Below are 17,739 nucleotides of genomic sequence, written 5' to 3' on the forward strand. Positions count from 1 at the left end.
TTTTATTAAAATGCAGCTTTTATACCTATATTATAAAATCTGGTTTGTGGAGAACTACCTACATTCATTTCCATGTGTTTACGTTCCTTGGATATTGTTAGCAGGTTAGCACCGCTTACATATGCGGAAAGCTCTCTGATAAAACTATTTTTCAATATATGCTTAGGCAAGTCGTATGTAACCTGCACTTTGGCCAAATCAAAACGATTAGATTTATAGATCCAGAAGTCAGACGAACGGAAATTATTACTTCCACTTGTAGTCGTTAAACGAGGGTAAGTTGCAGTTTCTTTTGTTTCTTCCGTCCATCGGTCGCGAACGACTGCGGAATACTTACCATCTCCAGAAACCCAATAATAAGAACTATTTTTCATACCATTAGCGCCAAAGCTGCCTGTTCCTAAAGCAAAGAATGTAAAATCAGACCATTTAAGTGTCATATTTATGCCCAAAGTAAATGGCGCACCATACCAACCAGCTTTGCCTAAATATATGACATCCTTCTCATCGATAACACCATCTCCATTTTGATCTACATACTTAATATCTCCAGGTTTTAATGTACCACCCAATTGTTGTTCAGGAGAATTAGCAATATCAGCATTATCCTTAAAAAAACCAGCACTTTGTAGCCCCATAATAGCATCTATAGGTTTACCTTGAGATTTTCGATAATCTTCGACATCTATTTCGCTACGCTTGGTGGCTTTTGTATCGTAGTAAGTACCCGATACACCTAGAGAAAAATTAACCTCTTCAATTTTTTTATTCAAATTAACACTAAAGTCAAATCCTGTGCGTTTATTGTTATTATAATTCATATATGGAACAAATGAAGCTTTTGGATAAGCTGTAGACAAGTAACTAGGGAAATTTGGGCTAGGACTTACAATAAGTCCTTCCATAGAATTCATGAAGAATGACAGATCTGCAGTTATCATTTTCTTCCACAAAGAAGTTCTTAGATTCGCTGATATTTCTTTGCGTTTAATAAATGTAAGATCATCATTATTTCCACGGAGAGACATTGTATATTTTTCCAAACTACCGTCATACCAACTCCAACCATAATCCTGTCTCCAAGCCGACTTATACATATAATAATCTTCGATATCAATATCTTGATGTAAGACGCTTCCTGAAACACTCAACATTAAATCATCTACAACAGACGATCCGGATAGGAAATTTTCATTGCTCATCCTCCAACCTAATGTAAGAGATGGTGAAAATGCATTACGGTGTCCTTCGGCTAACTTTGCTGAGTGTATTACGGCTGATCCAAAATCGGCATAATATTTCTTTTGATAATTATAACCAACTTGTAATGCTAAGTTTACATTTGATATTTTATGATATTCAGAAGATACGGTTTGCTGGTAGCCCGAAGCTATTAGCATAGCCGAGAGGTTATGATTATCTGCAAAAGTATTTATATAGTCAAACTGCCCTGAAAACACCATTGTTTGAGTATCAGCACTTTTATCAACATTTTGAACTCCTGACTTTTTATCATTACCTTCCTTGGCTAAACCTGCAATAACGTCTTTTCCATTATAGTTTGCCCATTTAGGGTTATATACCGAATAGGTATTGTCAAAAGAGGTTGTATAACCTGTAGCATAATCTACGGCGAACTTTGTATGAAAAGAAAGTCCTTTCAAAAAGCTTTCTAAATTAATATCAATTCCCGTATCAAATTGAAAATAACGGCTTGTATATTTGCTACTACCTGCAGCATAGATATCGGCAAATACATTTTGGGGATCAATGCTATTTCCTCCCAGTATATATTTACCATCAATTATATTAGTATTATTTACCAAATCCCATGCGGCCAAAGCATCTTTATCAATCATATCTAATGGGATTAACGGAGCTACACGATTGGGACGAAATGTTGATGCAGCATTCCAATAATCACCCTTTGCGCTTTTGGCATCATAAAAAGTAGCATTCGCATTAATATATGCACTAATAGCATTACTAATCATAACATCCACATTACCACGCACATTTAGACGATTGATACTATTATCCTTCGCTTCACCGATCTTAAACAAGTCATCTTGATGATAATAACCTACATTACTATAAAAATGAGCACGTTTACTTCCGCCTGTAATTTCTGCTGTAACTTCTGAACGATTAGATACTTTCTTCAAAAACTCAGAAGAATAAAAATCTACATTGGGATAACGATACGGATTTAAGCCCGAAGCGGTATTATAAATCTCATTCTCAGTATATTTAGGAAGTCTAGTGGGATCATCATTATGAAGAGCTTCATTATAAAGAGTCATATATTCAGCAGATCCTAGATATTCAGGATAGCTTTTAGATATATGAAAACCTGTATTGGCTCTTACACTTATCCTAAGATCTTCGGTCTTACCTCTTTTGGTCGTTATATATATAACACCTTTTGCTGCGCGGCTACCATAAAGTACAACAGCCTGCGCTCCTTTCAGGAATGTTATTTGATCAATTTCGCTAGGCAAAACATTGTTGGCCACACGGGGAATTCCGTCAACCAGCACTAAATATCCTGCATTGTCGGCATCCATACCCCACAGCGAATTTCCATTCCACCCCCCGATATAGGCCTGCATATTATCTAAACTATATGTGTTATAGTTCTTTTTTGACAGTTCCTCTACATTAACAACAGATACACCACCCAACAAGTCGCTTTGCGCTACTTTTCGAAAAGCAATCTGTACAAGCGATTCTTTATCACTTTTGAGTGTGTCCGCCTCATTTTGGTCTAATGTTTGAGCTTTAGTTGCAAATGGGCAGAAGACAAACATGGCACACAAAATGAATATTGATTGTATATATTTCATCTTTTATTCGTTTAAATTACACATTCATTTACTCTATTTGGATTTACCAGCCCGGATTTTGCCCGAATTCAGGATATAGATATACATCATTGTCAGGAAGAGGGAACCAATAATGTTTGGTACCAAATACTCGTGTAAGAATAACTTCTTCTTTGAATTCTGATACCCTTGCATCTTTTGGGTCGTTATTCTTGAAAAAGTCATTGTTTTCTACACGCTTAAATTCCTGTGATGTTTTTACTGTATACGGATATTCTGTTAGTAATAACCAACGTTGCAAATCATTGAAACGGAATCCTTCAAATGAAAGTTCTACGGCACGCTCTCTACGAATTTCGTCTATAAATTTATTTTTACTTGCTGTATAAGAGCTGCCTACATGTCCTGCTTTTACACGATCTCTCACTGTGTTGATCGCACCTTCTGCCGTTTTTGAGAAATTAGAAGATTTACCACTAGCACCACCAAATGCAGCACATGATTCGGCATACATCAAATAAATATCAGATAAACGCATATATGGCAAATAGCAGTGATAGTTTCCTCCCCAGTCATATGTTCTATCATACTCGTTGCAGGTATGAGGCACTAGCTTTTGGATAAAATATCCTGTACGGCTAGCATTAGCTACGGGTCTCATTGCACCTCCTGTATAAAGACTACAATAACGCAGATATTCCATATCCGCAGGCATTGTACTATTTACATACTTGAATCCATCAAATACAATATCATGATAGAAGCGAGGGTCTCTATTTTTGAATGGATAATTAGGATCAAAGCCTGAAGCCGGATCATTTAGAGGAAGTCCATTATCCATACCATACATATTAACATAGTTTGCTGTTGGTTGGTGAATCACGTTATCATGAGCAACCAAACCGCCAACTTTAGGACCAAATACCTTCGCAGTATTCCAGTTACTGGCATTGAAGTCTGGAGATGGCCCCCTGAAAATTGCTTCAACAGATCCCGGTTGTAACCAGTTTTGACGAGTGGTGTAAAAAATATCCGAGTAGCTAGATGTAGAACCTTCAGCTCTCTCATGATTATAAATATCTTTGTAGTTGAACTGAGCTAATGCATATTGAGTTTGATTACCTTCTACAAGATTTAGTAGTTCACCAAAGGCTTCGGCAGCTTTTTTACAGTATGCCTCATCATAGTCATAAGTTTGACTTCCACCTACTTTAGGACCGTTTTTCATCAATGGGCTACCTGCCCAAAGATAATTTTTACCCAAATATCCTAATGCCATTATTTTATTAATACGCAATTGGTTTTTGCCCACTGTATTTTTACCTACTGTTGTGTTATCCCAGTCGATAGGAAGTAAATCGGCAGCTTGCCTAAAGTCGGCAGCAACTTTATCTGCACATTCCTGATAACTCAATCGAGGAAGAGTCAATGTTCCGGTAGCGTCTAATACATGGTCTACATAAGGTAACCCACCAAAGAATGTCATGAGTTCAAAATGCCACCATGCACGAAAGAAATATAGTTGCCCTGCAATCAGGTTTTTCTCCTCAGCTGTGGCTGTTGTTAGCTTGTCCAGATTAGCCAATCCTTCATTTGCTTTACTTATGCAATACCATGCATGAGGCCATAACGAATGTCGTTTAGGAGATCCGTCTCCGGTAGCTGTAGAACTACTATTACTGTTATATAACCAATCACCTGCGCTTCTCCATGCGCGATAGTTTCCAAGGTCTACTTGGTGAGTCATACGACCATCAGCCTCGGGGTTGAAGATTTCATCGTCACCCCAATTCCAGGAAGGAGCCCAATTACACTTCTGTTTGTCAGGTATGCAATTGTAAATCTCTTCTATGTAGCCCTGAAAATTCATGAAGTTCTTAAAGGCATCATCTCCTGATATAGTAGAATCAGGTTCTTTATCCAAATAATCTTCACAAGAAGCTAAACTAGTTCCTAATATTAAGAACAGGATACAACTCTTTAGAAAAGTTTTATATATATTTTTCATCATCTTTGATCTTATAATGAGAATTTAATACCTAAATTGTAACGTCTCACAGTAGGATAAGCGCCTAAATAACCTGCACCAGATAAATTTGCTTCACGGTCGTCAGGCATTCTTGTCCACAACCAGAGATTATTTCCGTTGAGATATATTTTCATATTTTTCACACCTAATTTCTTAATCCAGCCATCAGTAAATGTATAGGCAACCTCAGCATTCTTCAAACGGATATATGATCCGTCATATAAAAACTGAGTACTGGTATTATAGCTCGGACTAGAAGACCATCGTGGCACTACAACATCGGCAGATGTATTATCTTTCGACCACCATGTTCCTATATCGTATACAGTGTTTAGTTTATTACCGAAGCTAGTCAGTGATACATCTCGGGTTACATTTGTAACACCATAGAACTGAACGAAAGCACTAAATCCTTTCCATTCGAAGCCAATAGTAGCATTGAATGTATTCTGAGGTGTACCGGAATATCCATAAGGCACTAAGTCTTTATTGTCAATAACCCCATCTCCATTGAAGTCTATTATGTTATAATCGCCGGGTAATTTTTGCGAATCGTTAGTGTCATGACGGGTACTTCCATATAATTGGTCGTAGGTATTGACATATCCTGCATCAACGTAAGATGTATATTGTCCAATGCTATATCCGGCAGCTTTCTGATAAGCAGGTCTTAGCGCCTGGTCATCTTTTTCTAATATTTTATTTTTAGAGTGTGTCATGTTGAAATTACCCCAAAGTCTCATATCATTAGAGAGTCGTTTATTTATACGTAATTCCAATTCATAACCATTTGTACGAACTCTACCAATATTCGCTGTAGGAGGCATAGCTCCTAAATACGACGGAGTAGAACGTTGATCACCCCATACCAAGATATCTCTACGGTCATCTCTAAAAACATCCACGCTACCAATAAATAATCCGTCCAAGAATGAGTAGTCTGCTCCTACATTTATCTTTCTTACGGTTTCCCATTTCACATTTTCATTTCCCAGTGCTGATTTTCTGTACCATGTATAAGGACTATTTCCATGATTTAAATCCATTGCTGTAACGCCTCCATAAGCCCACTGGGTCATATAAAGCCAACGTCGGGCTGAATCGAATTTGTCACCACCAAGATTATCATCTCCAATTTCTCCGTATGAAGCTCTGATCTTAAGCATATCTAGGAATTTTAATCCTTTCATAAAATTCTCATTGCTTAACATCCATCCTATTGCACCGGAATTAAAGAATGCAAAACGATTTTCTTTACTGAATTTATCAGAGCCATTATAAGCACCGTTGTATTCTATAAAGTATTTGTCTGCGTAATCATAAGTAGCACGGAAAGCCCAGTCTTCACGGAAAATAGGCATTACACTACCTCTCGCCTCTTCTTGACGACTGAAAACACCCATGGCTGTTATGCTATGCGCATCAAATTTACGAGCCCAATTCAATTGTGCCTGATAGTATAAATTACGTAATGTTGCTCCATTATTTACAGATCCTCCTGATGTAGCCCAGTTAACACCTTGCATCCAGTCGAATTTATTATTTCCATCAAAATTTTGTCTATAAGTTACTTGACCTGTTTCCGGATCTATCCATTTTCCCTGAGCCGAATTATTTAAATCATTTATTCCTCTTTCGAATTCAACAAAAGTATTATCCCAAGAAACAACTCCTCTAGCAGATAATCCTTTTGTTATAAAGCCCAAGTCTTGCTCTAAAGTAAAGTCTGTATTGATACGAGTAGTTGTTGTCTGCATTGTACCTCCCAAAGAAAGAACGGCAGCCGAGTTACTAACATTCGAAATATTTGGATAGAATCCCCAAGAGCCGTCCGAATATTGCGGAAGGAAAACATCCGGTGCAATATTATAGGCTCCAGACCATTGTTGAGCAACAGCCCATGTAGAGTTATCGGTTTGTCCCCAAGGTGTTTTCTTGATAGCATTAGAACCTGCTAGATTAACCTTAAACAAAGTTGTCTTTGTTATTTGAAAATCCAGATTACTACGAACATTTAGTCTGTCGAATCCATATCCGGCATTATAATTACGTCCATTATCATAAACGCGGAAAAGGTCGCCTTCATGCACAAAGTCGGCAGAAGCAAAGTATTTTACAACTTTTGTTCCTCCCGATACATTTATATTTGCATTATAAGACATTGCAGTCTTCTTGAATAGAGCATCCTGCCAATCTACATTCGGATAGCGTTCTCGTTGCTCTATAGTAGTCTGGTTCCGATAGTTGTTGATAAATGCTTGTGGTCGTATATAAGCCCAAGAATCAGGAGTTAGAGCTAATTCATGCTCAATAGCCCTGTTACGAGCCATTAATGCATCATAAGAATCCAATTTGTTAGGTAATTTAGACGGAGCTTTTAGTGTTGCGTTGAAACCAACATCTATTTTTGCGCTTCCGTCACTACCTCTTTTGGTAGTAACCAGAATAACACCATTCGCACCTTTAACTCCATAAACAGCTGTAGCAGAAGCATCTTTCAGAACAGATACGCTTTCTACCGAACTAATATCTACGGAGCTCATTGGACGTTCGATACCATCGACTAATACTAGAGGATCGCTATTGTTCCACGAACTAGCTCCTCGAATAACAATCTTTGGTTCTTCTTCTCCGGGCATCCCTGTACTCTGAGTAGTGATTACACCGGGCAAATTACCGGTAAGAGCAGCTCCAATATCGGAAATACCAGCGGCACGCTCTAAAACTTTACCTGTTGTTTGTGTGATTGCTCCTACAACACTGGCCTTCTTCTGTTGACCATAACCTACCACAACCACTTCACTTAAAATCTCTTCATTTTCGGACATAACCACTCTTACATTCTGTTTGCCTTGTATGTTTATGTCCTGTGTTGTCATGCCTACATAAGTAGCTACGATGGTCTTTGTTCCGGTTGGAACAGTTAATGAAAAATTTCCATCAAAATCTGTTACAGTTCCTACTGATGTATTGCCCTTTAAAGTAATATTAACTCCTGTAAGAGGCTCATCATTTTTGTCTACGACATTTCCCGTAATAACAGTTCCTTTCTGCGCATATGCTGCAAAGCAAATAAATAGCAGGAGTAAACTTACGCAGGGAATTTTCCAAGCTCGTTTTGTTTTATTATTCATTACTATTAGTTTAATATGATTAACAATTTTAATTTATCATAATATGATCGATTCTTAATATCAATCTAATAGGATTATAAAAGTCAGCTGTCATCAATATTAGTTTTCATGGATTAAAAATTAAATAATAAGTTAATGCCTATTATTAAAAAAGTACATTTGCATACTCTCTTCGAGAATTTGTCAAATCAGCATTTAGGTCTAGGAGATTATTGATCATAGAAAACATAACATAGAGTATTGTCTAGCTACATTTTCTTCAGTTTATTGGTATTTTTTCACAAAAGAGTTTTTTATCATATGGTATTACAATTTAAGGTTATTTTAAGTGTATTATTTACAATTATTATCTCAGACAGTATTTTTTATCACCACAGTTTTGGTTATCGTTTTCTGTTTTTCTAATAGTATTTGCTGCAGTAAAATGCCTGGAGAGATGGTATTAAATTTTTCAGGTAACTATCGACGTAGTGAATAATCGACTCCAAATGGAATGTTAGTTCTCCACTACGCCGAAAAAAGTTTATATGCAAATAAGCAAAAGCTTATGGTTGAAAATCATTTGAAGATGTTGAATATAAACCAATCAATGCTCCAGTAAACCCACCGGCAACATCTGTGGAAAGAACATCACCGGAAACAGTTCCTCCAACATTTATGAATACCTGATTATCAACAGAGTAGTTAAATCTATAATTATCTTCGTCTGCTTCAACCTGCAATTTTATTGGTTTGCTTACATCAATTTTTTCACTAGCAACAAGGGTAGACTTATTCTTATCTGTTCTGACAAGCAAGATATAAGAGTCGCTTCCTTTTTGTGTAATACCAAATACATAGTTAAATGATTCTTTTTGATAACAAACGATTCCGGCTAAATCAGTTTCAGAGGCAGGTACATAGTTCATGTTCACTGTTGTTGAAAATGTTTTATGCTGTTGTCTATGAAACAAAGCTGAAATAGGCTTACGATCTTTGATATTTGTCTGGAATGGCTTAATCAGTAAACCCTCTTTCGTAATATTCACAAAATCTTCACGAGGGCCTCTTACTGCTATCCATCTATGATCTAAACTCTTGCTTGAAAAATCGTCATTAAAAGTAAAGTTTCCATTAGGGAAGAAACCATTCATTCCTGTTTGATTTTGTACACCTTCCGGCATTTTCAATTTAGGCGATAGAGGAATAAGCCCATTCTCGAAAACAGGGAATTCTCCACTCCAGTCTACAGGTAATATAAATGTTTCTCTACCCGAATTTACTCTTTGTTTATTATTAGGACGAATTGCTAAAAATACGCCGTAATACTTACCATCAGGAGCTTGTACTAAATCGGCATGTCCTGCCCAATCGACTTTATCTTTTCTATCTTTTGCAAAATATCTTTGAGTCAATATAGGATTATTAGCAGCCGGCTTAAATGGTCCGCGTGGATTTTCACTAACAAAAATCACTTCACTATGCCAATCGCCAGTACCTCCTTCTGCACACATCAAAAAATAGCGACCATCTTTTTTATATATATGAGGGCCTTCTATCCATATAGGTCTCTTTGTAATATCCACCCCCCCATCTACTATTATTTTATCTGTACCAGGAATAACTCTATCGTTTTCTACATCATATTCCCATTGTTTAATAACCCTGTGACCAGAATACAATTCTTTGCCATGATCGGGAGCATCATTATGTACTAAATAAGCTTTACCGTCATCATCAAAGAATAAAGCCGGGTCAATTCCATTAAACTCTAGGCGGATCGGGTCGCCCCATCCTTGTCGAGGATCTTTAGTTTTAACAACAATATTACCCAAACCTCCTCCAATATGAGTCGTGATCATATAAAAGGTGTCATTATGAGGATTGTATGCAATGTCGGGAGCATAAACTCCTGCACTCATTTCTATATCTTGTACTTTTAGTTGAGTTGGTCTTTCTAATACATTTCCTATTTGTGTCCAATTAACTAAGTCTTTACTATGAAAGATTGGGACTCCCGGGAAAAAAGCAAAAGATGAGTTGACCAAATAATAGTCATCTCCTTTACGAGTAATACTCGGGTCGGGATAACACCCTTGCAAAATCGGTGTATAAAATTCATTGCTTTTTAAAGGGTTTTCGTTATAAACCTTATCATTCCCTTGATAAATAAATTTGGAAAAAGTAGGAACCCCTTTTTGAAGTTTTTTGTTTGCCTTAGTCTGACTGCTCAAACTAAAAGGACTAAATAAGAGTATACCTGTAATAATAGCAATTACATTTTTTTTCATGATATGAATTAAGTTATTATATGGTTTTACGCTTTAGCGATAACATTACAAAGCTATATATCTATAAAAATTAAAGGATAAAAACTTGTTTCTTTTACAATCGCACAAGTAATTACAACCCTACGGATTGTTGCATTTTCAATCTTCTATGTTGCACATTACATTCCCTTTCACTAAAAAGACTCTCTATATCAGAGAGAAAGCCAATAATTGACTTTTTTATATTATTTATAATCGAATGCATAAAAACAGAGTCATCGTCCTTTGTACATCAAGCAACTAATTAAGTGTACCTTCAATCGTTTTGATTTTACCGTTGCTGTCATATTCCAGTTCTACCACCTTAAGGCTACGCAACCATGTTTTCCCTCCAGATGGTACACAGTCATGGTAAAATAAATACCATTTCCCTTTGAATTCGGCAATTGCATGATGAGTAGTCCAGCCGATAACCGGAGTAAGAATTACTCCTTGATACACAAAAGGACCGTATGGATTATCTCCGGTAGCATAACACAATAAATGTGTATCACCTGTGGAGTATGAAAAGTAATATTTACCATTGTATTTATGCAACCATGATGCTTCAAAAAAACGCTTCTCTGTATCTCCTGCCGTTAATGAGTTTCCGTTTTCATCTAGGATGAGAACATCGCGAGGCTCTTCTGAAAATCCAAGCATGTCAGCACTCAATTTTACAACTTTAGGACATAAAGCTAAATCTTTCCCTTCGGGCAGAACGGCACATTCTAGCGCTTTGTTGTTGCGATAACGTTGAAGCTGTCCACCCCATAATCCACCAAAATACATATAGTATTCGCCATTTTCTTCCCAAATAGCAGGATCGATACTATAACTTCCCTTTATTGGATTTTCCTCAGGAGTGAATGACCCTTCGGGCTTATCGCCAATAGCTACTCCTATACGAAAAATATCATTTTGATCCTTCAGTGGAAAATACATATAATATTTGCCATCTTTACAGGCTACATCACAATCCCACAATTGACGACCAGCCCAAGGGATATCAGCTGTATCTAAAACAACACCATGATCTTTAAGGACACCATTTTCGATATCATCCGTAGAAAACACATGATAATCCTTCATATTGAAGTGATCGCCATTATCATTTTCTTCGATTCCACTTTCCCAATCGTGTGAAGGATATATATACAATCTCCCGTTAAAAACATGAACAGCTGGATCTGCCATGTAAGCATCAGGAACTAAATATTTAGACGTTTTCATATTTCCGTTATTTCTCAGTTGATATTCTTTTTTATTTTCTTCTAGACATTGCCTCATCTATAATACTCTGAACAACAGGTTTAGCTTTATAATTCCTATCAAATAACAAAGGATAATCTGTACGTCCTCTCATTGGAAAATTATTTTTCCACGAATCGCCATCCGTAACACCCCACATAGTTACCCTACTTACTTTATCAGAATTATCCAGAAAAAGTGTAAAGTATTCCAACATCCGCTTACTCCAAACATCTGAAACAGAATCGGGCAAAGCTTCAACATAAGGATTCATCTCCTTCCTATAAGCTTCTGTATCCGATATATTAGCTCCCACATTAAAGCGAGGCGAAGGCAATGCACTCAATTCAAACTCTGTAATCATAACTTTTACACCCAATGCTGTATAGGCATCTATCGCCGCCTTATAATCAGCTAATGTCGGGGAATCTAATCCCACATGACCTTGCATACCAACGCCATCGATACGAATACCTTTTTCTTTTAAAGTTTTAACTAGATCCACAATCGCATCGCGCTTCTCATTAAGCCATTCATTATAGTCGTTGTAATAAAGCTCTGCATCGGGATCAGCTTCATGAGCATATTGAAATGCTAACGGAATGAATTCTTCACCTAATATCTCATAGAATTTACTTTTGCGAAACTCTCCATTATCTAATATCGCTTCGTTAACAACGTCCCAGCCTTTTATGCGTCCTTTATAACGGTTCACAATTGTTGTTATATGATTTTTTATCCTTTCTTTTAATACTTCAGGCGAAACGTCTTTTCCTTTATCATCAGTAAAGAACCACGACGGAGCCTGAGAATGCCAGATCAGGCAATGGCCTGTGACAAACAGGTGGTTCTGCTCACCTAATTCAACAAACTTATCCGCATCATCAAAAAAGAACTCTCCTTCTTTGGGCTGCATATACATGCTTTTCATGCAATTTTCTGCTACAATGGCAGCAAACTGATCTTTTACAATTTTCAATGAAGCTGTATCGCGACCTTGTATCTGATTTAGATTTAAAGCCGTTCCGATATAAAACTTTCCATCTAGTGCATTTTTTAAAGATGGATTTTTGTCATCACTTGTCGATTTAGCCTGAACACAGCAGAGCAATAAAAGCATCAAGCTAAAACTAAGAATAGGTGTTAATAATTTCATGATAATGATTTTCTATATTATATATTTATTAATTTCATTTTTAGATGAACGTTACTTGTCATTCAGATAACGTTCTTCGATTTCCAAATGAATCTTGTTTATCTCATTGTATTCCTGTTCAGGTTTAGATTTATCCCCGCCGGTTTTATAAATTAAACTATAAGCACAAGCCATACCAGTATCTTTATTGATTTTGATTTATGCCCCCTATCTTCACACGTCTAAGGCTAAGGACTTTCTGCATTGTAAAATTAAACCATTAACAAAAGAGAGGTAACTATTATTGATACAGCTTACGCTATCATATGTTTCGCAACAACTCTAAGATGTTTCACTTTATATCTATATTGTTTCTTCAGATTCTTGAAAGCATACAAAGAGATTTTTTGTGCTTCTTTTTCACAAAAGAGCTTGACCTCAAAAAACAGACTATTCCGTCTAAAAAGTCAATGCTAGCATAAATGCCATACATTTGCACTTATAATCGAATTGATACATGTGTAGATTTAGCTAAAATATACTAACATTTGAAATTTAAAGAAACGTACATGCAATTATACCATCATTAATATATGTGTTCCCAAAACAGAAGAAACCGATATAATCCACCTAAACAAAGACATAAAACACCCTTTACGTTTCACAAACGATAGTTTATGTTGCACATGGAACAAAATATGTTTATTTTGTTCCCTTTTTCATTGTTTAATTCTTTATTTTTGTTTCACATTCTAATACCGAAAATCTAAAATACATGAGCAAACGCTTTTTTTTGTTTATTGCCCTTTCGTGCGTCTCCATTAGTTTAAGCTTAGCTCAACAGGAACGCTTTTATGGATTAGGGAAATTATCGAGCAACCTAATCACCCGAATTACTCAAGATTCCTCAGGATTTATTTGGATAGCTACCCAGAACGGATTAAATAAATTCGATGGATGGAATTTCACTCATTATTTTTACAATGACAAAGACTCCACATCCTTATCAGGTAATTATATCGAAACTTTTTTCACTGATGACTCCGGCTCTCTCTGGATCGGTGCAAATAGAGGATTAGAATATTACAATCCTTACAAAGACTCTTTCATTCATGTCAAATTCCCCGATAATACACATCCATCAGTCAGAGGAATTATACAACTGCATAGCGGAGAAATCTGGATTGTAACAGGAGGCTATGGCGTATACTCTATTAATAAACAAACAATGACAGCAACTTCTCTCACAGATATAAACAAACTATTGGTAATCCCTTATTCTAACCATATTTTTGAAGATCGGGCACACCAAATATGGATAGTATTATCAGAAAGCCGTATGGCATGTATTTCTCCAGACAAAAAAAGCGTAAAAACTTATGATTTACCTATCGACCCTCAATATAAGGTCTATGGAATAACAGAAGACCACATGGGAAGAATGTTTGTTGCAACAAGCTCTTGTGTTTTTTTATGGGATATAATCCGTCAAGACTTTATGCGTATCAAAAATGATGAACCAAATGTAAATATACGAGGTATCGCTTGTCTTAAAGACGGAATGGTATACGTCAACACTGTAGGGCAAGGACTGAAATATATAGATACCAATACGATGACCTTGGTTACGCCTTCCAAACTTAAAAATGGATATGACAATCCTATAAAAGAACGTATTACAACTTTTTTTGAAGACAATAAAGGGAACTTATGGTTTGGATGCAATCAAAAAGGATTATTAATGGGCTTAAATGAGCCTACTCAGTTCGATTTTTGGTATTTTAAAGAAAATGGAGAAACAGGATCTATTACTTCATTATATGAAGACCGTGAAAATGAATTATGGCTAGGAACGGACAATGGTAAACTCGATAAGATAAACAACAGAGGGAAGATTTTAGAGTCTTATAATATCAAAAAAGATGTTTCTACCATATATGAGGATATCAACGGAACATTTTGGATTGGAAGCTACCAAGGAGGTGTTTATACTTTTGATAAAAAAAGTGGGAGGAGTGCTAAATATCCATCCTTCGAAGGAAAATCGGTTGTTGCTATAGCTGAAGATAAAAAGAAAAATGTATATATATCCGTACTTGGAGAAGGTTTCATTCGGTATAATATTGAAACAAAAAAATGGATATTGATATCTGATAAAACCCGTTTAGCAAATGATCAGGTTTTATCTAACAACTGGATTAATGATATCTTGTGCGACTCCGATGGGCTTATTTGGCTTGCACATAGTATAGGTGTAGACTGTTACGATCCGAATAAGAATATCTTTCTACACTATAGCGATGATACATCTCTTTCTTCTATGATTTGCACCACTCTAATGGAGGACAAGAAAAAAAATATTTGGATTGGGACAAATAATGGATTATACAGATATGACAAAAAAAGCAAAAAAATAGAACACTATGGGATGGAAGAAGGTTTGCCGAACAACATTATATGCGGACTAGGCACTGATGCTACGGGAAACAACATTTGGGGAAGTACACTCAACGGAATATTCCAATTAAATATAGAAACCGGACGTATCGCATGCTACTACACAGGGAATGGACTTGTTGATAGAGAATTCTCGAAGAATATTTTCTTACAAGATAAGATGGGATATTTATATTTCGGTGGGTTATATGGAGTAACCAAATTCCTCCCGGATTCAATTAAGGCTCTAAGTTTAGACTTTCAACCCAAACTAACTCATTTATACATAAACAATGTATCCGTTAGTGCAGATAAAATAATAAAAGGCAAACCGATATCCGAGACTAGACTGTTTGATACCTCAGAGATAAACCTATCCTATAACGAAAAGTCTTTTTCTCTGGAATTTTCTACAATGAATTATCATAATCCGGAGAATGTTATTTTTGAGTATCGCCTACTGGGAATGAATGAAGAATGGATATCTACATTTCCGGGAGAGAATCGTATAACATATAACTTTTTATCTCCAGGAAATTACACCTTAGAAGTAAGAGCTTTCGAGAACAATGCTTATTCTTCTATCAAGACTCTAAACATAAAGATTTCACCACCTTGGTACAGTACTACTTGGGCAACATCCTTATATGTATTACTTTTTATCGGAATATTAACAGGTATTGTCTATACATGGCAGAAACGTCAACAAAGACGTAGAGAAGAACAAAATAATGAAGATAAACTAAAATTCTTCATTAATATTGCACATGAAATACGATCACCTACCACACTAATCATAAGCCCATTATCTGAATTACTAAAAACCGAATATGATGAAAAAACAAAAAAGTTATTAGAAACAATACAGCGTAATGCACATCGCATAATGAGCCTTATAAACCAGCTTTTGGATATTAGAAAGATAGACAAAGGACAGATGAAGATTGCATGTCAGGAAACGGATATGGTCGGATTTATAAAAGATCTAACACTTGTATTTGATTACCAAGCAAATAAGCGAGATATAAAGTTCTCTTTCGAATCAACAGAAGATCGTCTTCCTGTATGGATTGACAGAAACAACTTTGACAAGGTCTTGATGAACTTGCTCATAAACGCATTCAAATACACGAAGGACGGAGGAGAGATTAAAATAACCCTTAGAACTATTAAATCCGAAAATACAGGGAATGCAGGAAAGTATGCTGAAATTAATATCATTGATTCGGGATTAGGATTAAACGAGAAAGAGGTTGAACGCATTTTCGAACGATTTTATCAAACAGAGCCATACAATCCATTAGGATTCGGCATAGGGCTGAATTTATGCAAACTATTAGTTGAGCTTCACCATGGAACTATAAAAGCTTCTAATAGGAAGGATATACAGGGTAGCTGTTTTACTGTTCGTATTCCTATAGGGAATGAACACTTCACAAAAGAAGATATTGTTCAGCAAAGCGAAACAATCCGCTTTGCATTAGAAACACCTATTTGTTGGGAAGAAAAAGATCATCCAACAGTAGCTATTAAAAATAAAAAAAGACAACGTATATTGGTTGTAGATGATGATGAAGGACTACAAGAATATATACAAAGAGAACTAAGTGCGAGTTATAAAGTCGTTACGGCAAATAATGGCAACGAAGCTTTGCAAATATTACTACAAGAACGCATCGACTTGGTGATATCAGACGTAGCTATGCCGGAGATGGATGGTTTCACTCTACTCAAGAAAATTAGAAGCAATGAGAATATAAGTCATATCCCAGTCATTCTGTTAACTTCTCAGGTTGAAGCGGATAGTCGAATGATGGGTTGGAATGTAGGTGCCGATGGCTTTATGGATAAACCTTTTTTGATGGAAGAACTACTATTCCTTTGTAATAATCTGATATCAAACAGATCTTTATTGAAAGGTAAATTTGTAGGGGTAAAAGAGCTGGAAGAGAAAGTGACTCCTTTAGATATTAAATCGAATGACGATTTATTTATAGAACGACTGATGACTCTTATTAATAAAAATATAGACAATTCTAAATTCAGCATTGAGGCTCTATCTAAAGATGTTGGTATCAGCCGTACACAACTACATCGAAAACTTAAAGAAATAACAGGGATAACTACCAGCGACTTTATTCGAAATGTACGTTTAAAACAAGCTGCAAAATTGTTAGTTGAGAAAAAAGTAAACATATCACAAGTCGCTTATGCTACAGGTTTTTCGAACCCTACCATTTTTGCAGTTGCATTTAAGAAATTCTATGGATGTACCCCTACAGAGTATGCAGAGAGGGGAGAAAGTTAAGATGCAACATAAAAGAACGAATATGCGACATAATAGCAGTCCAAAGCACTATATACGATTGTAAAAGGAATGGATTCTGTAATTATTATTTTTAATGTTTCGTAAATTTGAAATATGATTATTGAGAAAAAACAATTATTGAAAACAAGAAAGCTTCACTGATGAAAATGACAGTTTATATCTAAAAAGCCCTAGTTTTACAAATATAATTTCTCTGATTAAACTTCGAAACATCAAAATATTTAACAATGAGTTCTATTGATTTATTAAACAAAAGTGCAGACAATATTCGTATACTGTCGGCTTCAATGGTTGAAAAAGCGAAGTCAGGTC

At 36.0% G+C, this 17,739-nt stretch carries 8 protein-coding genes; 1 reads left to right on the top strand and 7 read right to left on the bottom strand.

Annotation, left to right across the window (positions count from 1 at the left end):
• Nucleotides 1–5: 5 nt before the first annotated feature.
• The 7 genes from PKC55_RS14665 to PKC55_RS14695 form a co-directional block, all read right to left on the bottom strand.
• Complete coding sequence (locus PKC55_RS14665; RefSeq protein ID WP_291123963.1) at nucleotides 6–2,846, bottom strand: SusC/RagA family TonB-linked outer membrane protein; 2,841 nt, start codon at nucleotides 2,844–2,846, stop codon at nucleotides 6–8.
• Between the two features lie 43 nt (nucleotides 2,847–2,889).
• The gene (locus tag PKC55_RS14670) at nucleotides 2,890–4,833 is read right to left on the bottom strand and encodes a RagB/SusD family nutrient uptake outer membrane protein (protein WP_291123984.1); all 1,944 of its coding nucleotides are present in this window, start codon (nucleotides 4,831–4,833) and stop codon (nucleotides 2,890–2,892) included.
• A gap of 11 nt (nucleotides 4,834–4,844) precedes the next feature.
• The gene (locus tag PKC55_RS14675; protein WP_291029992.1) at nucleotides 4,845–7,988 is read right to left on the bottom strand and encodes a SusC/RagA family TonB-linked outer membrane protein; all 3,144 of its coding nucleotides are present in this window, start codon (nucleotides 7,986–7,988) and stop codon (nucleotides 4,845–4,847) included.
• Nucleotides 7,989–8,533: 545 nt separating this feature from the next.
• Nucleotides 8,534–10,258 carry a glycoside hydrolase family 43 protein gene (locus PKC55_RS14680; RefSeq protein WP_291123961.1) on the bottom strand — a complete coding sequence of 575 codons (1,725 nt, stop codon included), beginning with the start codon at nucleotides 10,256–10,258 and terminating at the stop codon, nucleotides 8,534–8,536.
• Nucleotides 10,259–10,537: 279 nt separating this feature from the next.
• Nucleotides 10,538–11,509: a glycoside hydrolase family 43 protein gene (locus PKC55_RS14685; protein WP_283687092.1), complete on the bottom strand. Its 972-nt coding sequence runs from the start codon at nucleotides 11,507–11,509 to the stop codon at nucleotides 10,538–10,540.
• 31 nt (nucleotides 11,510–11,540) lie between these two features.
• Nucleotides 11,541–12,683 carry an endo-1,4-beta-xylanase gene (locus PKC55_RS14690; RefSeq protein WP_412232008.1) on the bottom strand — a complete coding sequence of 381 codons (1,143 nt, stop codon included), beginning with the start codon at nucleotides 12,681–12,683 and terminating at the stop codon, nucleotides 11,541–11,543.
• 51 nt (nucleotides 12,684–12,734) lie between these two features.
• Nucleotides 12,735–12,857, bottom strand: a complete 123-nt coding sequence (locus PKC55_RS14695) for a hypothetical protein (RefSeq protein ID WP_283686998.1) — start codon at nucleotides 12,855–12,857, stop codon at nucleotides 12,735–12,737.
• 580 nt (nucleotides 12,858–13,437) lie between these two features.
• Between PKC55_RS14695 and PKC55_RS14700 the strand changes: the two genes are divergently transcribed.
• Nucleotides 13,438–17,406, top strand: a complete 3,969-nt coding sequence (locus PKC55_RS14700; RefSeq protein WP_324373539.1) for a hybrid sensor histidine kinase/response regulator transcription factor — start codon at nucleotides 13,438–13,440, stop codon at nucleotides 17,404–17,406.
• Nucleotides 17,407–17,739 lie beyond the last annotated feature (333 nt).

Source organism: Dysgonomonas sp. (assembly GCF_035323175.1).
Taxonomy (GTDB): domain Bacteria; phylum Bacteroidota; class Bacteroidia; order Bacteroidales; family Dysgonomonadaceae; genus Dysgonomonas.